This is a genomic window from Pseudomonas sp. RGM 3321 (genome assembly GCF_022836805.1).
GTDB lineage: Bacteria > Pseudomonadota > Gammaproteobacteria > Pseudomonadales > Pseudomonadaceae > Aquipseudomonas.
In genome coordinates this window covers 378,756-397,332 of the sequence record NZ_JALHBH010000121.1, presented here as the reverse complement: position 1 = coordinate 397,332, position 18,577 = coordinate 378,756, and the positions used below count along the sequence as shown (strand labels likewise).

The following is an 18,577-nucleotide window of genomic DNA, read 5'->3' as shown; positions in this document are numbered from 1 at the left end:
CGTCGGAGCCTGACCTCCCAAGCTGATTGCCGATACGAATCATCCATTATCCAAGCCTCCGAACACATCGTGCCAAGCATCAAGGCGCTTTAAATTCATGCAGGTTATGACCTGCGAACGACATAAACCTGAAATATAACGAAGCACACATCCGCAAATTAAAATATACGACACTAGTTTAGGACATATCCTACACCTCCCGCCGTTAACCAAAGCCCTTCAGAGACTCCGCAACTAGCATACCTCCTGTAAACTCCCGCCCCGTCATGACACACAACACAAACCGTCTACCAAGACACCATAAATAGTTACATTTTTAATCCTGTAACTTTAATACTTATAAGGTTTTAATCGTGAACAAAATGCTATCCGTATTGGGCCTTGCTCTGGCGACTACACTGACCGGCACTGTCGCATCCGCCAACCCCGGCCCCGGCACCATCCGTTTCGAAGGCAAGATCACCGCCACCACCTGTCCTATCGAAGTGGTCAATCCGGGCGATGGCTCTATCGGCAACCTGGTGAACATGGGCTCTATCGAGGCCAGCCGCTTCACTGGCATCGGTCAGGAACTCTCTGGCAAGAGCTTTGCCCTGCGCGTCAATGACGACGGCAGCTGCGGCTTCGCAGCTGGCGGCCCGAATGCGGCCATAGTCACCTTCATGGGCGACGCGGACAGCAGCGGCGACTACTTCGGCGTCACCCCTACAGCCGACGGGGCAAAGGGCGTTGCGATCGTCATCAAAGACCAGACCGGGACCTCCATCAAACCAGGCGACTCGTCGGCGCCTTATACACTGGCCGAAAGTGGTGTCACCGACATGGTGTTCAACGCCTACTACCGTTCGACAGCGTCTACCGTTCAAGCCGGTGCTGCTTCGGCGGATGTCCAGTTTGTTGTCGCGATCAACTGATACATCGACCCACTCGCTCACGGTGTAAGGATCAATAGTCCTTTCACGTGAAGCATCTTCAATACGTTCAGGTCCGCTTCGGACCTGAACGTACAAGGTAACTTTCGATGATTTGCCAACAGGCTTTTAAACTACCTGCGATAGCGGGGTGCATGCTGTTATTCATGTGCGCAGCTTATATACCGGCCAGCCAGGCAGCACTGACCGTCAACACAACGCGCATCGTGTTCGACGGCGACAAGCGCAGTACGTCGGCGGTCATATCCAATCCAAGTGATCGCCCTTTCGCGGTACAGACCTGGGTAAATACGGAGGCAGACGACACTGTCACCGTCGTTCCGTTCGCACCTTCGCCGCCACTTTTCCGCCTTAATCCGGGCAAGGAACAACACGTACAGATCAATGGCCTGCCCCACGACCTGCCCTCTGATCGTGAGTCATTGTTCTACTTCAACGTGCAGGAAATACCTCAAGCCGACTCTTCGCAAGGCAATGTACTGAATATTGCCCTGCGTACCCGTATCAAACTGTTCTATCGCCCGGTTCTGCTGACTGACAACCCCGTTGCCCGCCTCAAGGACCTGCAATGGTCGGTCAGGCAGATTGCCGGCAAAGCAGAACTGACCGCCATGAATCCGACGCCCTTTCACGTGTCGTTCATTCGCCTCGACGTCTCCGGAGGTGGCAGGACTGAAAAGGTCAGGGAAGTCGCCATGCTTGGCCCGTTCAGCTCTCGCCATTACGAGCTCAACGAAACGAAAGCGGTACCGGGCCTGCAGGTGGTGTTTTCCGCGATCAACGATTACGGCGGCTACAGCCAGCCGCTGACAGCTACAGCCACGCTGACTGACTGAAACAGCGCTGGCCCGTCATCCCCAGGACATTGAACATGACCCTATTACCCGATTCCGGGTTCATACCAGTGCGCCTGCGTTTTATGCAGGTGCTGATTGTGTGCGGCAGCGTGACCGTTCCGCTGGAACTGACCCAGGCGGCAACCCCCGTCAATTTCCAGTCCGGCTTCCTGCGTCAGGGCCAGGACTATGACAGTGCGGCTGCGGCCAGCGTGCTGAACCAGTTGTCCGTTGTCGAGAGCCTCGGGCCAGGCGATCATTGGGTAGAAATCCACGTCAATATGCGCTATTTCGGCCAACGGCAGATCCGTTTCGATGCCGACCCGCAAGGCAACGGCCTGCTGCCCTGCCTGTCGCCGGAATTGCTGGAGCAGATCGGCGTTCGTCTCGACAGTCTGGCCGACCCGGCCTTGTTGCAAGTCGCGTGTGTCGCGCTGGGGCATTTGATTCCGGACGCCAGGGTCGTACTCGACGGCGGCAGACTTCAACTGTCGATCTCGATACCGCAGATCGCCATGCGCCGCGATGCCAACGGGCGAGTGGACCCGGCGCTTTGGGATTACGGCATCAACGCCGCCTTCATCAATTATCAGACCTCGGCGCAACAGACGACCCACAGGGAGACAGGCACCAGAAGCAGCGCAGACCTGTACCTCAACACCGGTATCAACCTGGGATCATGGCGATTGCGCAGCAATCAAAGCGTGCGTCCGGATGCACAGGGACATCGCGAGTGGACCAGAGCCTACGCTTATGCACAGCGCGACCTGCCCGGCACGCACGCTAACCTGACCCTGGGTGAAACCTACACCGGCGGCGATGTCTTCCGGAGCGTGCCGATCAAGGGCGGGTTGATCAAAACCGATCAGGAGATGCTCCCCGATTCCCAGCAGGGTTACGCACCGGTGATTCGTGGCGTGGCGCAAAGCAGGGCCAAACTCGAAGTGCTGCAGAACGGATACCCGATCTACTCCACGTATGTCAGTGCCGGCCCCTATGAAATAGATGACCTGAACACGGCGGGCAGCGGCGAACTGGAGATCGTGCTGACCGAGGCCGATGGACAGGTCCGGCGCTTTACCCAACCCTACTCGACCATCAGCAACCTGTTGCGCGAAGGCGTCTGGAAATACAGCGCAGCCCTGGGCCGCTTCAACGGTGCCTATGCCACCGAGCACCCCTGGCTGTGGCAAGGCACGCTGGCCGTTGGAACAGGCTGGAACTCGACCCTTTATGGCGGACTGATGACCAGCGACTTCTACCACGCCGCCGCACTGGGCGTGTCACGGGACATGGGCCTGCTGGGGGCGATGGCGTTCGATGTGACCCGGTCACGCGCCAGTATCGATCAAACCGGTCGGTCCAGCGTGCAAGGCATGAGTTACGCCATCAAGTATGGCAAGGCGTTCACTACCCATACCAATCTGCGCTTCGCAGGTTATCGCTACTCCACCGAAGGCTATCGGGATTTCGACGAAGCCGTCAGTCAGCGCAGCAACGACGCTACGTTCGCAGGCAGCCGCCGAAGCCGCCTGGAAGCTTCGGTTCATCAGAGAATCGGCGCACGCAGCAGCGTAGGTCTGACGCTGTCGCAACAGGATTACTGGGGCAGCGATATCGAGCAGCGCCAATTTCAATTCAACTTCAACACCCATCGTGCCGGGATCACCTACAACTTCTATGCCTCACAGTCACTGAGCGTAGCCAGTAGCCGCGGCAACGACCGGCAGTTCGGCCTGAGCATCTCGATGCCCCTCGACACCGGCCATTCGAGCAATGCCACATTCGACCTGCAGAGCAGCGCCAATCGCCACAGTCAACGGGGCAGCCTGAGCGGCAGCCTCTATGAAAACCGCGTCAATTATCACGCCAGTCTGAGCAACGATGACGGCAAACAGCAAAGTGCAGGCCTCGCGGCAGGCTATCAGGCGCCCTTCGCCAGCCTCGGCGCCGGTGTGACCCAGGGCAATGATTATCGAAGTGCATCAGTCAATGTCAGTGGCGCCTTGTTGCTGCATGCGGACGGCATCGAGTTCGGCCCGAATCTGGGCGACACCATCGCCCTGATCGAAGTACCCGATACACCCGGCGTTGGCATACAGAACGCTACCGGTGTCAGGACCAATAGTCGCGGCTACGCATTGATGCCCTACTTGCGCCCCTACCGCTATAACCCGATCACCTTGCAAACCGACCGACTGGGGCCCGAGGTGGAAATCGATAACGCCAGTACTCAAGTGGTACCTGCCAGAGGGGCAGTGATCAAGACCACCTTCGCAGCGCGCAAGGTGACACGCCTGGTCATCAATGCAACCACTGACAGTGGCAAGCCGCTGCCATTCGGCGCCCAGGTCAGCGATGCGCAGGGCAACATCCTGGGCATCGCAGGCCAAGGCGGGCAGATTTTGCTGTCTACCGGCATGCAGGCCCAAACCCTCGATGTCCGCTGGGGTGAGAAAAGCGACCCTCAGTGTCGTCTGCACATAGACCCCGCTGGCATGCCCCTGGCCAAGGGCTACCGAATGCAAGACATGACGTGTACCCAGTGACATCAGATCTGAGCCATCCGCGACATTGTTATTTCAGGAATCACCCCATGAACACTGCATTGAATGCCCTGCTCCCCAGTCTGATCCTGTTGGGGACCAGCTATAGTGCTGCGGCTTACTCCGAAGAACCGGATGACACACCGAGCAACGATTGCTACTGGGTTTCCTCTTCGGGAATAAAGGATTACCGGCGCGACATCGGCACGCTTTACGTCCCCAAAGACGCCGCAGTGGGCACCTTTATCGGCAGCATCGACATGCTTAACGCCACACCAGACCAGGCAGGCCTGGAAGCGGCGTGCAAAAATGACGGCACGGCGCTTCTGGAATTCAACGCAACGGCAACGGCTCCGATCTTTTCTGGCACGGTGGACCCCATAAACGGGGAAGACCTCACCGGCAAGATACTGCAAACCAATATTCCGGGCGTCGGGGTGCGGGTAAGACTGGAGTTTCCGTATGACAGGAAATGCCCCAATTGCTTCACGCCTGTAGGTGGCAGTGCCTCCGTTCCGTTCATCGGCCTCAACGACCACGAGAAAATGCTCACGAGCCTGCGTTTCCTTCACCTGAACAACTACCTCACGCTGGTCAAGACCGGGCCGATTCCTCCCGGACCCAATGTGCTGAATGGCAGTGAACTGTTCTCCGGAAGCGTGACAACGCTTGGCAGGATCATGAAGTTCGGGCTAACCGGCACAATACTTCAGGCACAGTGCAGCGTCGGTGCAGATCCGGTCAGTGCCGACCCGGTGCAGTTGGGTGAGTGGGACAGCGCTGACTTTACCGGTCCCGGCTTCACCACACCTGCGGTGCCATTCAGTATTGCGTTGAGCAACTGCGAGACCGACACGGGCGCAGGCTTCGTGGCAACGGCGCATATCCAGCTTGATGGTGTCGAAGGCTCGGTTCCCGAGGGCCCTGTCGGCAGCGGGGTTTTCACCCTGACCAGCGATTCGGACGCCAAGGGCATGGGGATTCAGGTTCTCAAAGGTGATGGAGTCACGCCCATGGAGTTGCAGACCGAAGTGCCAATCATGGCGATCACACCCGGTAACGTTGTGCTGAACTTCTACGCCCGCTTCTATCAGACACAGGCCAGCAGCGCGATCCGGCCGGGCAAGGCCAAAGGAGCCCTCAGCTTCACGATGACCTACAAGTAGCAATGCATCGTGGACTGCCAACTGGCGGTCCATGACCTCCTCAGGCATACAACGTGGGTCTGAGCGCAGGGAAAGGCTGCCAGGAGAGCGTCTGGTCGAAACTCACACGCACCCGGATATCCAGCTGAGTGCCGATCTTGAATGCCTGCAAATCCGTTTTGCTGATAACACCTGCGTCGATTTTATCGTCCACCCGCGGCACCGGGTATTCATCCAGAACGCCAATGGTCAACAACTCATTATCAGCACTGCTGACACCATGCACCTCGATGGTGAGGAACTGGTCAGTGCCCATGAATGACCAACTGTCGAGCGTGAACCGTGCGTAGCCTCCCTCGGCAATGTCCTGCAGGCTCAGACGCCCACCGGAGACCTTGTCACACTGCACGACTGGAAAGCCTTTAATCCCCAGGATATTCAGAGTATGCCGGTCCGAAAGATAAGGTGAATGGGCACTTTTTTCGAACACCTCATAGTAAACGGGGATCGACTTGCCGAAATGCTGGGCAATCTGTGTGGAAGGAATGTTGAACAGCCTCGAGTCTGCTACCTCCGTAAGAAAGGACCCCACACTGCCGGGCTCGGCCCATTGGACGCGGACGGTGTCACCGGGAACAATCACGGCAGTCTCGGGTATCGATACCACGGCGCCTTGATAGGCATCCAACGGATCGAGGGTACTGGCGCTTGCCGAGCCTGAAGCTTTCTGAACCCGCGGGGGTGGCAACTCACGCGGTACTGGCTGAGCACACACCAGCAGCGAAACAGCCAGCGCCCGAGGCCCGCCATTCCCCGAGCGATCCTTCAGTCTATAGGACACGTAACGAATGCCATCGCCGCTCTCGAGAACCAGTTGCCTGTCGAAGGCAATATTGATCGCGCTACCGATATCGGACGCTTCAAGTGTCAGGGTTCCGGTGTGCTCCGATCCCGTCGGCGTACTGCTCCAGTACCAGATAATGAGATCCCCGACGCTCGGCGAAAAATATGCGGGCACTTCAGCCAGCACGGTGTTGCCATGAGTGTCCAGCCAGGCCGCGGTAAGACCGTCCCTGATAATTTCTTCCGGAAAAATCAGCGCCCCTTCGTCTTCGAATACCGGTGCCGTTTTATCAATGACAAAGGCCAGTGTTTCGGATTCGGTCTGCACCTGATTGGCGGTCTCGACGCTGTAACGCAGTCGATGATGGCCTTCGCCAAGGTATTGCTGCGCGACCATGCTGAACAGATCGGCAGGCTGTACAGGTTCGGTCCAGACCTTCTCCTCCAGCAGCCGGTCATTCCAGTACACGCGCAGATACTCAGGGTCGCCCGGGGTTGGCTCGGAGTTTTGCCACATGGGAAAATCTGCCCGCAACGGCAAGAGCCAGGCACTGCTGGGAAGCAGATTGGGTTCACCGCCGGGTACGTCAGGCAGGAGTTCGGCGATCACGGGCGGCGCAAGCAGCATTCTCTTGCGTCTTGAAGGCGGCCAGAAGAGGATTCTGATCCGTTCGATCCACTTTGAAATGACAGACATGAGCCAGGCCTCCAGTAGGAGAAAGCGGTGGCCGACCCGTTTGCCGACCGCCATGCCCGTCAGTTAACACCCTGTTTTTTTTTGCGGATACTGGCACAAGTGATAGGACGCGTTGGCGCATCAGCGCCATCGATCAAGCATCAGCCCCCCCCCCCGCTTCGCTGTCGCTACCAGCTGTAACGCAAGCCTGCACTGGCGCCCCACGGCTGCTCGATGGCATCGCCATTGCTGTAATCGAAATCAGCATGCAAATGCAGGTTGTCAGACAGCGACACCGAAAAGCCCGCCCCCAACTCGCCACGGGAACCGGAGAGGTCGTTATTGAAGACGTTATCGTTGACCTTGACCTCGTTCCTGTTGACGAATTCGTGAGCCACGGCCACCCGCACGTAAGGTTGCAGCGTACGTCCCTGGCCCATATCGAAACTGCGCCCCGCGGTCGTACCGACCTTGCCGAGCAGCGACCGGCTACGGTCACCCTCAGCGCGCATACCGTTGTCCAATGCGTAGTCCTTGCCCTGAACGACCAGGCCCGCCAGCTGGGTGTAGGGTTCGAGAAAATAACCGTTGTCCAGTTTGATGTGCCGCCCCAGTTCCAGCGACGCACCAACACCCAGATTGTCGTAGCTGCCGCGCGTGCGGGAACCATCGCTGAGATTGACTCTGGCCTTGTTTTTGAACTGATTGAGTTTGATTACGCCATCGACGTAGTAGCCGCTCTCGCTGTCCAGCCAGGTGCTGTAAGCGCCCAGCGAGTAGCTGTCGACCTTGCCACTGGCACCGTGATCCAGGCTGAGGTCGGACGAGCTCTGCCCGATCATGACACCCGCCAGCCATTGTCCCGCCCCCACAGGCAGCTTGCCATCTGCGCCGAGAGCAACACCGTTCTGAACCTGTCGATATCCGAAGCCCGAGGCGTCGGCCACATTGAATTTGTTGCCGTAGGTACGTATCCAGCCGCCGGAACGGGCCTCGTCCATGCGCAACTCACCCATGCGCGAACGCAATGTGCTCAACTCCCCATACCAGACAGTCGGCGCCGTGTTGAACAACGCCATGACAGTCTGTGCGCCCGGGCTGATGGTCCGGGTGACGGTATCCAGATACCAGTCGTTATCGCCCTGTTTGATCAGGTCATAGGACCAGGCACCCAGGTCCACTGCGCCGCCTGCGAGCGAAAAGCTGGCATCGCCAGCAGCCGCATGCACGACGTGCAAGCTGGTATCGTTGAGCGGATCAACCCCCGTGCTACCGATAAGCACGGTATGACTGCCGGTCGCGCTGCCCGTGATGTCAAGAAAGTCAGTGGCCTTGCCACCGAAATCCACATCCATCATGAACGTGCCGCTCCCTGACAGACTTGCGAGTGACAAGGTGTAAAACGAGGCCGCGTCGCCAAACCTGACCGATCCGCCGTCCATGGACAATTCATTCACCTGACCGTTCTCGACCATCACCCACTGGCCTCGGCTGCTGAGCGACAGGCTGGATACGTTCTCCAGGCGCCCGGTCAGGGTCGCGTCATTTTGCAGTGACAGGCTGGCGGTACTGCCCGCACCCACCGATACGTCACCCACCAGGTGGCTGTTGTCCACGGTCATGTGCGCCGTTGAGCCATTGATCAACTCCAGTATCTTGCCGTTGCCGCCGATCAGCGTAGAACCATTGTTGACCCGGATATCGGCAGTCGCGGGCGCGCCGGTGGGCGTGCCGACGATCAGCGCCGACCCGGTGATACCTTCGACCCGGGTTGCTTCCAGGGTCAACAAATTGCTTGAAGGCACGCCTGGGTCAGCGCGCAAGCGCACGCCATATTGCTGCCCGGTAATGGTGCTGCCGGACGCCTTTACCGTGGAGTCCCACATCTCCATGCCTCTGCCATTGGTGCCGGTGGCCGTTACTGAAGTCCCTTCCAGGGTCAGGTTACTGAGCGAGCCCGCATTTATCCCGCGATTCGTCGCCGTGATCGTGCTACCGATGACAGCGGCCGTGGAACCGACCAGCCGTGCACTTTCATTGCCCATCCCCAAGCCATCCGCGCCACCTGTCAGGACGCTGCCGACGATCAACGCATCTGCCCCGGTCAACGATACGGCTGACGAGCTTCTGCCCGCACTGACCTGACTGCCAGTGAGCGTCAGCTGCGCCCCGGTGATCGTGGATATTTGCAGGGTTGTCGCGCCGTTGGCCATCAGATTTCCGGTGCTGACAACCCGATAGCTGTCCAGCGGACCTGTTGCATCGATGGTCTGCGGCGTATTGACAAGGATTTGCGCAAAGGCATGACTGCCAGGCAGCAAGGGAGAGAGAAAAATAACGGTTTTCAATGTCCATGAAAGCGGACGCAGCACGAATGGAGCATTCATGACGATGCATTACCTTGAGGTAAACCTGGTTGAACCCCGTGACGACTGCCCGAAAGCGGTCTCGGGAAAGAGGCCGAAAGACTACGGGGATTCAACCGAATGCTCTGTAGGACGTTTCCTAGGTAAACGTAGGGAGGTTCTGACAGCAGAGGATCGTCGGGGAAAATACCAATAAGCGTAGGTGACATGACCCGGTACGCGCCGGCCCTCCTAAACCGTTTGGGAGCAACCCGAGCCTGCTTATACCCGGCAGGGTGCCTGCGGCGTACCGCAGGCACCCTAAACCGGCGACCTTCCTTACTTTTTCTTCGGTTTATGTTACTTGAGCACGATAGGACACGCCCCGACTGCGTCGTACATCCCTACCCGGGCGGTGGTTTCCAACGAGGTAATGGTTTCGGTTGCGCCGCTCATGATGAAGGAGTACTTGATCCTCGCGCTCCCGTTCGGGCTGCCGCTTGCAGGATTATAGACAGGCAGAATGTGTGTCGCGTAGGGCGTGACCAGCCAGGTGAAACCGGTAGCCGGATGGTTGGTTCCCAGCACGAGAGCCTCGTTTTTTTCGGTGCCGGGAATAAGAGCGTCGCCTGTAGTTCCCGTAGAGGCGTACCAGTGCAAAGTGACAGTCTCACCGTCCGACAGATATTTCGAAAGATCCGGAACGCGAACCCGTATCCCCGGCTCACCCAGGGCCGGATTTCCGACGCCGTTGGCGAAGAGTGAATCGCAGTTCAGCCAGCCACTTGTACTGGTGCCCTCGAAAAGCGGTGCGTCCGGGGTGATGACAATGGCGCTTACGTTGACCAGAGTCTCCTTCGAGTGTTGGGCGTTTGCTGAACCGGGCGCGTGAATGCGGTAATGAACCGGCAAATCAACGCGATTACCTTCCGCAAAGATATCATCCCAGGGTATTTCAACCTCACGATCGGAATCCGCTGCGTCTGAAGGCAGTACGGTGTAGGTGGCCGATGAAGTGAGCCTTGTGCCCCAGTAGAAATCGATCATTTCACCCGGCTGAAGCTTGGTATACAGCTTGAAAAGGACCCTGGCAGCTTCGCCTTTATCCGCTGCTGTCAGGACGTTCGCTGAATCGGAAGTCTTGCCACGGACCTCGACCAGCGGCAATGCATCGTTGACCGGATCCGGCCACACAGGATCGGTTATGGGATCAGGTCCGATAGTGGAGAAATTGACATTGACGCTGATGCTTTTCACTGCGGAAGGGAGAATGCCACGCAGGATTCGATAACTCACATTAGTGGCCTGGTCACCGCCAGTCGCTAAGTTGTATTGAGCACGCAGAACCTCATCAGGGACCCTGATCAAAAGCGGAAACTCTGGATAGCTGCCGACTTCCTCGGATCTCAGCATTTCTGCGCCCCAGGTGACTTCAATACGGTCGGTCGGCTTCCAGTTATCGAACGACTTGATCGATACATAGACACCGACTCCTGCGTCAGGCAGGTCGATCAAGGTATCCTTTTCTGCCAATGGCACGACGGGATCTTGCAGGTTGTCGGGCAACAGTCCCAGCGCTACGTCTATGCGTTTGTAGTTGGAGAGCGGAGTGCGGTTGGTGGCCTTGTCCATCAGAAAGTAGGCAATGTAGTAGGCATCGTCCCTGGATGCTCCAATGACCGAGACCGGGAATTTCACCGTATTGTTCGTCGGGCTGTCCAGGGAAACGACATCGACCGGAGGCGGCAGATCTTCGGGTTTTTCGGGAAACGGATTGCCGACATAATAGTAAGCTACCCTGTGATCAGGCGCCCAGTCGTCATAGTCAGGCAGCGTGCCGATCAGACCGTCCGGATGTGTATCCAGATACGCCTGGGTCAACTGATTTGTATCCAGCATCATCTGCCCTGGCTCAAGATGCCCGCCCGGCGGCGTGGTATCGACGATCAGGTTGATCGACGGGCTGGTGGTCTGTTGATCATTCGGTTGTCTGATCCGGTAGCGCAAACTGTAAGTACCGTCTGCAGGCTTTTCCAGGCCTTGCATTAAACTGCTCAACGGAATCTGGATTTTCTTGGGAAAGGTGTCAGGAGCCACCGGGGCGGTAACGATATCGCTAAACACCTCGTTAAACGCGTCGTTATCCGCCGCTGCACCGATAGCCCAATCGATAAAAAAAGTATCGGAGTCGCCCGGATCAGTGACCAGTCCTGCCCACTGAAGCAAGGTGACCTCAAGAAACTCACCGAGCAAGACATCCTTGTTCAGCGTTCCATCGGCAAGGTCCACAACGCCCGTCACCTCTGCCAGAGCAAGGTCTGCGTGGAGCTCTGAATCGGCTCCACTGCCCGCCAGCCCATGGGCGATACGCTCTTTTTGATTGCCATCTAAAGCCGCTGTTGTTTTTGAATCGACCATCATCAGCACTCCTTTGCTATCCGATTGCCGCCCTTGTTTGTGCAGAAAACGTACGGGCGGATTGATCATGCACCCAGGGCCTTCTCAACGAGAATTTGTCTGCCAGCAACGGCCATCCAGGCCAGTAGCCCGTTCGATTAAACGGCAGTTGCGCCACACTGGATACTGTCAGAACTACCAGGGCGCTTCGCAGGGCACGCTCAATAAGCCATTCGTATCAATCTCGATACATTTATGACATGCCCACGACATTCGGTCGCGCCACCCTACCGCCGAGCCTCACGGCGAAGTAGCATGAGCGGCAGCGTTGATCTTCAACAGCGGCCACACAACGGCGGCACACGCAGGCGACAGAAGCACTATGCAAGCACTTCCCGACACCCCCCTGGATGCCACATCGACCGATCAGCGCTGGAGCGTTCGCGCGCTGATTGTCGATGACGATGTGGCGATTCGCGAACTGCTCTGCGACTACCTGACGCGTTTCAACATCAATGCCCGCGGCGTGACCGACGGCACGCAGATGCGTCAGGCATTGACCGAGGAAACCTTCGACGTGGTGGTGCTCGACCTGATGCTGCCCGGCGAAGACGGCCTGTCGCTGTGCCGCTGGTTACGCAGCACGTCGGACATCCCGATTCTGATGCTGACCGCGCGCTGCGAGCCGACTGACCGGATCATCGGCCTGGAACTGGGTGCCGACGATTACATGGCCAAGCCGTTCGAGCCGCGCGAGCTGGTCGCGCGTATCCAGACCATTCTGCGCCGGGTCCGCGACGAACGCAGCGATCAGCGCACCACCATTCGCTTTGACGCCTGGCGGCTGAACAGCGTGCTGCGTCAATTGACAGCCGCCGACGGTCTGGTGGTGCCGCTGTCCAACGCCGAGTTCCGTCTGCTGCGCGTATTTCTCGAACGGCCGCACCGGGTGCTGAGCCGTGAACAGTTGCTGGACGCCGCCCGGGGCCGATCGATCGAGGCGTTCGACCGCAGCATCGATTTGCTCGTCTCGCGTTTACGTCAGAAGCTCGGCGACGACCCGAAGAACCCGCAGTTGATCAAGACTGTGCGCGGTGAAGGCTATTTGTTCGATGCCAGGGAGCTGGGTTGATCCGCCGGTTCGATACGCTGTTTGCCCGCCTTTTCGGGGGCGCGCTGTTGGCTATTCTGCTGGCGCATTTACTGGCCTTCATCTGGTTCACCCAATACGGCATGCGCCCTCCACCCGATGACCGCCCCGACGCGCAGCATTCGCAGGATGATCAAGGGCGACGTCATAGACCGCCACCGGGTGGTCCGCTGGTATTACTGTTCTTTCAGTTCGTCACCCTCATTGTTGCTGCATGGTATGGAGCCAAGGCACTGAGCCGCCCGGTACAGCGCCTGAGCGAGGCCGCCGAGCGCCTCAGTGAAGACCTGGACAGCCCGCCCCTTGAAATAAGCGGCCCGCAGGAAGCACGCCAGGCCGCACAGACCTTCAACCTGATGCAGCGCAAGATCCGCGAACAGATGCAGCAGCGCGGGCGCATGCTGGCTGCGGTCTCCCATGACCTGCGCACGCCCCTTTCGCGGCTCAAGCTGCGTGTTGAACAGATCGAAGAGCCAAGGCTGCATGGCCAGATGACTCAGGACCTCAACGACATGATCAGCATGCTCGACGCCACGCTTGCCTACCTCAATGAACATCGACGCAGCGAAGCGTTGCAGCAGTTCGACTTGCAGGCGCTGATCGAATCACAGGCCGAGAATGCGCAGGACAACGGCGACGATGTGCAGTACCAAGGCCAGTGCAAGCCGCTCAGAACACAACCAATGGCACTGCGCTCGTGCCTGCAGAACCTGGTCGACAACGCGCTTCGCTATGCCGGTAGCGTCAATATCGTGATCGAGGACAACGCCGAATGTGTACGCGTATCGGTCGTTGATCACGGACCGGGCATTGCCCCTGAATTTTACGAAGCGGTGTTTGAGCCGTTCTATCGCCTGGAAGGTTCGCGCAACCGCAACTCCGGCGGTATCGGCATGGGTATGAGCATCGCCCGTGAGGCTGCGCGAAGAATCGGCGGCGAGCTGACGCTTGCGCAAACACCGGGTGGCGGCCTGACCGCGATACTAAACCTGCCGCGCCTCTGACACATTCTGTATCACGCCGCGTACAAAGCTTAAATCTCCAGGACAACTGACGCCCCGAGGCTGCAAAAGCCGGTACACCCGCTACCGGACACATTCATCTCAGGGGAGTGAGACTCATGATCAACGGGATAAGCAGCAGTTTCTCCAGTTACACCAGCTCGACCAGCGCAACCACCAGCACCAACAGCAAGAAGTTTCAGGAAGAGTTGCTGGCAAAACTGGACACCGATGGCGACGGCAGCATCGGCAAGGATGAGCTGAGTTCGGCCCTATCGTCGGACAGCAAGGATGGCATTACTGTCAGCCTGAGCAAGGCGTTCAGCGATCTGGACAGCAATGATGACGACAGCCTGGATGCCGATGAACTGGCCGCCATGACGCCGCCACCACCGCCACCCATGCAGTCGGTCGATGAGCAGGCAGAAGACCTGCTCGGCTCGCTGGACAGCGATGGCGATGGCGCGATCAGCAGCGACGAGCTGACCACCGGCCTGAGCAATGCGGGCAGCACGGCGAACAGCAACCAGGTGTTCGATGCACTGGACACTGACGAAGACGGCACAGTCAGCCTTGAAGAGCTGGTCGCCGGTATGCAACCGCAACAGCCCCCTGCCGGTATGCCGCCTGCGCAAACGAGCACCTCCGGCAGCACTGACAGCGCCAACCTGTTCAGTACGCTGGACAGCAATAGCAACGACAGTATCAGCGCCTCCGAGTTGTCTGCCGCGTTGAAACAGAGTGACAACACCATTGATCAGGGCAACACCAACCAGATTGCCACTCAGGCATTGAACAAGATGATCGCCGCACTCAGCGAAAAATATGACACCCAGAGCAGTAAGCCTGTCGGCAAGTACCTGAACACCGCTGCGTAAAGCGAGGCTCCGCCGCCCGTCCTGGCGCGGCGGAAACTCTCGCCGTCAGCGGCTGTTGCGAGCGCGCTCGCTGCCGACCCAGTCAGTCAGCAGGCTATAGGCTACTGCCAGCAGGGTCGGGCCGATGAACAGGCCGATAAAACCAAACGCCAGCAGACCACCAAACACCCCCAGCAACACGATCACCAGCGGCAGGTTGCCGCCCCGACTGATCAGGTAAGGCTTGAGTACGTTATCGACACCGCTGATGACGAACATGCCCCAGATACCGAGAAATATCGCCATACCGTATTCGCCCTGCCAGACCAGCCAGGCAGTCGCAGGCAACCAGACCAGCGGCGGGCCCATCGGGATGAGACTGAACAGGAAAGTCAGAATACCCAGTACCAGCGCGCCGGGAATGCCCGCGATCAAAAAGCCGATCAGCGCCAGCAATGCCTGTGCCGCTGCCGTGCCGATCACTCCGTTGACCACTCGTTGAACCGTACCGGCCACCAGGTCCAGATAATACTGGGCACGATCACCGATCAGACGCTCAAGCAGGCTGAGCACGAAGGCCGCCAGACGCGGACCGTCGCGGTAGAAAAAGAACGCGAAGACGATGCTCAGGGTCAGTTCAAGGATGCCGCCACCTATCTGTGCACTGCGCGCCAGCAGCCAGTTGCCGACCTCACCCAGATAAGGTTTGACCGTATTCATGAGCGCCGCGCCCTGCTGATCGATGGTGGTCCAGAACCCCACCAGTCGCTCGCCCACCAATGGAATCCCTGCCAACCATTGCGGCGGATCGGGCAGCCCGTCAACCTGGATATCCTTGATCAGTGCCGTGGCATCACGCACATGATCAGCAAGATTAAAACCCAGCCAGACCAGCGGAGCCGCCACCAGCAACATCCAGCACAGGCTCATGACCAAAGCGGCCAGCGATTCGCGACCGTTGAACCAGCGGGTCAGCAGGCGCATCAGCGGCCAGCTGGCAAACGCCAGCACCGCACCCCAGATCAGTGCCGACCAGAAAGGTGCCATCACCCAGAGGCAGGCACCGAATAGCGCCAGCAGCAGAATCTGCACCAGTAAACGATCATTGTTGAACATGCGGCATCCACTTATAGGCTCGGAGGTCACGAGCATAAGGCTGAACAAGGCTGAGGTCAGCTATTGTTCGCCATAACCTTGCGCATCAGGGCTAGCGGATGACCTCGATCACCAGCCCCTTGCTGTCGGCAGCGCCCGCCTCCAGACGCGCAGCGCGCACGCCCTTGGCCACCAGAGCGTCGCGCCATGCACTTGCACTGGGGCCGGAGACGGTTGCGCGCAGCGTGCTGTCCAGATTCAGACCGCGGGAAATCAGCGTGACCCAGGCTTCCTGTGGCTCGCCGCTCAGCCTGAGCAGTTCCAGCTTGCCCGTGCTTTTCATTTGGCGCAGCAGCGTGGCCGAGGTTGGCAGCAGTTCGCCCAGCGGCGCGGCGGATTCAAACTGCTCGACATGCAAGTACGCCCTTCGGTTGCCGCGGGTGATGCTGTATAGCGCGACGAGGGTTTCGCTCCGGGGCTCGGCCAGACGCAACAGCAGGTAGGCCTGCCGGTCGTCCGCACCATACAGCTTGGCATTGCCGAACACCTCGTTGGCCCACAGACTGCTTTCTCCGCAGTCACGCGCCTGACACCAGAACAGCAATTCTGCCCCCTGCTGCTGCAAGGCTTCACGAGCGGCAGTAAAGGCGTCGTCGGATGCATGTTCGGCAGGTAATTGATAAGTAACCGACGTCAGAGTGCCACGCGCACTGACCTGGCCGTCGAAACGCAACTGACCGCTGATCTTGCGGATCGAGCCCATCGGGTAGACACGCTCAAGCTCGGCGGCAGGACGATAGTCTACGATTTCGGTATCGGTCAGACGAGGCAAAATCTCCAGATCACGACTGCCCGGCGCATCGGCAGCGAAAAGGACAGCGCTGAACAGCGACATGCACAACGCCGCGACGGGAACACTTGATAAACGCATGAGTGCTCTCATTGGCAGGCAAGCAGGGCGCTGGAATAAAAAAGATCGCCGACAAGGCGGTCGCGAGAGGCTGCGGATTGATCCATCACGGTTGACTCCTGTTTCAACCCGCTCAGCGTCGGCAGTTGCCGGTCTCAAGTCAAGAAGCAGCGAAGAAGCGATTGATACAGTGTGCAACAGAACGTGCTCCCTGCTCATCGTTCAGGTGCAAATGATGCCCGCCGGCCAACCGTTCGACGTCAAAGGGCAGCGCCGACAACAGCTCCTGCCTTTGCGCCAGCATGCCATCGGAGGCAACCACCAACTGCGTCGGGCAACGAATGCCGTGAACGAACGCCATGGCCTGTTGATCCGTGAAGCGTATTGCGGAGGGCAAGGTCAGACGGCTGTCGCTGCGCCAGGTGTAACCACCCGGCACCGGCATCAAACCTCTCTGAGCCAGCAGCTCGGCCGCCTCGCGACTGACCGCCACCACGCCTTTCATCCGCGCCTGAATGGCTCGATCCTGATCCTGATAAACCGGTTTTTTCTTGTTCGCCAGTTCGAGTTGCGCCTGCATGGCGGCACTCATTTGCTCGGCGGCGGATTCGGCCTTGCCCGTCAATGGCAGCAGACCGTCGATCAGCGCCAGGCGCGTAACCCGCTCGGGTAGCGAGCTTGCCAGCAACACAGAGATAATCGCGCCCAGCGAATGCCCCAGCAGGGCAAAGCGCTGCCAGCCAAGTTGCTCGGCAACTCGCAGCACGTCGAATGCATAGTCAGCCAGTGCATAGGACGAGCCTGCCGGTCGGTGATCAGAATGACCATGCCCCGCCAGGTCCAGCGCCACGATCCGTAGCCCTTCAAGACATGGTGCGAGCCGGGCGAAACTGTTGGCGTTGTCGAGCCAGCCATGCAGCGCGATAACCGGCTGGCCGTCCTCGGGGCCGTACAGATGAGCCGCCAGCTCGATATGCCCCAGGCTCAGGCGCACCTCCTCCACCGCAAGCGTCATGCACTGGCCCTGGAGGCGGTGCGGGCATTCCAGCGAGCAAACAGCGTCTTGAGCAGCAACGCCGTTTCATCCGGTCGTTCAAGTGGAAACATGTGCCCTCCGGGCATGGACAGGTATTCGCCTTCGCGCATGCGTCGGGCAAGGTAACCATGATGAGGCATGATCACCCGGCTGTGTTGGCCACGCACCATGGCCAGCGGCACCTTGAGCTGCCGCGATGGTATCGGGCTGGTGTGAGGAATGCTGCGGTAAATACTGATCTCCGTCGCCGGGTCAAAGCGCAGACGCAGTTGCTCGCCATCCTGCTGCAGGCCGTGTTCAAGGTAAGCAGTCAGGCAGTCGGGATCGAAACGGCGAAACAGGGTCTTGCTGGCAAAATAGGTGCGGGCTGCGTCCAGATCGGCAAATGCCTCGCGACGGCCCAGTGTGCGGCCCGCTGGCGTGATGCGGTCAATGAAGCCCAGACGTTTGGCTGCGCGGATGAACAACTGATCAGCCAGACCCAGCACCGGCGAATCCAGCATCACCACGCCACGGTAAAGCTGCGGACAGCGCAGCGCGGCATGCAGGTGCAGAACCCCGCCCAGCGAGTGCCCCACACCCCATACCGGGCCGGGCTGCTCACGCAAATGATGGATCAGTTCGTCGACCAGGTTCAGCCAGTTGTCATCCACCGGAAAGCGCGGGTCGTGAGCATGCTGATCAAGGTGCGTGACGGCATATTCCGGTGCCAGCGCGCAGAACAGCTTTCCATAGGTAGCCGATGGAAAACCGTTGGCGTGAGCGAAGAACACGGGCTGCGACATACCGATACTTCCAGAGGCCGTAC

At 58.9% G+C, this 18,577-nt stretch carries 14 protein-coding genes; 7 read left to right on the top strand and 7 right to left on the bottom strand.

Annotated elements, in window-relative coordinates; translation table 11 throughout:
* Positions 1-353 precede the first annotated feature (353 nt).
* The 4 genes from RGM3321_RS27225 (at position 354) to RGM3321_RS27210 (ending at position 5,480) form a co-directional block, all read left to right on the top strand.
* Entirely contained in the window at positions 354-914 is a 561-nt protein-coding gene (locus RGM3321_RS27225) for a fimbrial protein (protein WP_244395618.1), read from the top strand.
* Between the two features lie 107 nt (positions 915-1,021).
* Complete coding sequence (locus tag RGM3321_RS27220; RefSeq protein WP_244395617.1) at positions 1,022-1,768, top strand: molecular chaperone; 747 nt, start codon at positions 1,022-1,024, stop codon at positions 1,766-1,768.
* Positions 1,769-1,803: 35 nt separating this feature from the next.
* The gene (locus tag RGM3321_RS27215) at positions 1,804-4,317 is read left to right on the top strand and encodes a fimbria/pilus outer membrane usher protein (RefSeq protein WP_244395616.1); all 2,514 of its coding nucleotides are present in this window, start codon (positions 1,804-1,806) and stop codon (positions 4,315-4,317) included.
* A gap of 47 nt (positions 4,318-4,364) precedes the next feature.
* A complete protein-coding gene (locus tag RGM3321_RS27210; protein WP_244395615.1) occupies positions 4,365-5,480 on the top strand; it encodes a fimbrial protein in 1,116 nt (371 codons plus the stop codon).
* A 40-nt stretch (positions 5,481-5,520) separates the two neighbouring features.
* Here RGM3321_RS27210 and RGM3321_RS27205 read toward each other — a convergent pair whose 3' ends face one another.
* From RGM3321_RS27205 to RGM3321_RS27195, 3 genes are all read right to left on the bottom strand, one after another.
* Complete coding sequence (locus tag RGM3321_RS27205; protein WP_244395614.1) at positions 5,521-7,053, bottom strand: hypothetical protein; 1,533 nt, start codon at positions 7,051-7,053, stop codon at positions 5,521-5,523.
* Positions 7,054-7,166: 113 nt separating this feature from the next.
* Positions 7,167-9,365 carry an autotransporter outer membrane beta-barrel domain-containing protein gene (locus tag RGM3321_RS27200; RefSeq protein WP_244395613.1) on the bottom strand — a complete coding sequence of 733 codons (2,199 nt, stop codon included), beginning with the start codon at positions 9,363-9,365 and terminating at the stop codon, positions 7,167-7,169.
* A 318-nt stretch (positions 9,366-9,683) separates the two neighbouring features.
* Complete coding sequence (locus RGM3321_RS27195; protein WP_244395786.1) at positions 9,684-11,744, bottom strand: hypothetical protein; 2,061 nt, start codon at positions 11,742-11,744, stop codon at positions 9,684-9,686.
* Between the two features lie 358 nt (positions 11,745-12,102).
* On the opposite strand from RGM3321_RS27195, the gene RGM3321_RS27190 reads away from it, so the two are divergent.
* From RGM3321_RS27190 to xopAW, 3 genes are all read left to right on the top strand, one after another.
* On the top strand, positions 12,103-12,852 hold the full coding sequence (locus RGM3321_RS27190; RefSeq protein ID WP_031594902.1) for a response regulator: 750 nt from the start codon (positions 12,103-12,105) through the stop codon (positions 12,850-12,852).
* The gene (locus tag RGM3321_RS27185; RefSeq protein WP_244395612.1) at positions 12,849-13,874 is read left to right on the top strand and encodes a HAMP domain-containing sensor histidine kinase; all 1,026 of its coding nucleotides are present in this window, start codon (positions 12,849-12,851) and stop codon (positions 13,872-13,874) included. Before RGM3321_RS27190 ends, RGM3321_RS27185 begins: the two co-directional genes overlap by 4 nt.
* 116 nt (positions 13,875-13,990) lie before the next feature.
* Positions 13,991-14,749: an EF-hand domain-containing protein gene (gene xopAW / locus RGM3321_RS27180; protein WP_244395611.1), complete on the top strand. Its 759-nt coding sequence runs from the start codon at positions 13,991-13,993 to the stop codon at positions 14,747-14,749.
* 45 nt (positions 14,750-14,794) lie between these two features.
* Here the strand turns inward: xopAW and RGM3321_RS27175 are convergent, their stop codons facing one another.
* The 4 genes from RGM3321_RS27175 to RGM3321_RS27160 all read right to left on the bottom strand — a co-directional run bounded on the left by RGM3321_RS27175 (position 14,795) and on the right by RGM3321_RS27160 (position 18,554).
* On the bottom strand, positions 14,795-15,844 hold the full coding sequence (locus RGM3321_RS27175) for an AI-2E family transporter (RefSeq protein WP_244395610.1): 1,050 nt from the start codon (positions 15,842-15,844) through the stop codon (positions 14,795-14,797).
* Between the two features lie 91 nt (positions 15,845-15,935).
* The gene (locus RGM3321_RS27170) at positions 15,936-16,754 is read right to left on the bottom strand and encodes a DUF4892 domain-containing protein (protein ID WP_244395609.1); all 819 of its coding nucleotides are present in this window, start codon (positions 16,752-16,754) and stop codon (positions 15,936-15,938) included.
* Positions 16,755-16,893: 139 nt separating this feature from the next.
* The gene (locus RGM3321_RS27165; protein ID WP_244395608.1) at positions 16,894-17,748 is read right to left on the bottom strand and encodes an alpha/beta hydrolase; all 855 of its coding nucleotides are present in this window, start codon (positions 17,746-17,748) and stop codon (positions 16,894-16,896) included.
* On the bottom strand, positions 17,745-18,554 hold the full coding sequence (locus tag RGM3321_RS27160) for an alpha/beta hydrolase (RefSeq protein WP_244395607.1): 810 nt from the start codon (positions 18,552-18,554) through the stop codon (positions 17,745-17,747). Before RGM3321_RS27160 ends, RGM3321_RS27165 begins: the two co-directional genes overlap by 4 nt.
* Positions 18,555-18,577: the final 23 nt, after the last annotated feature.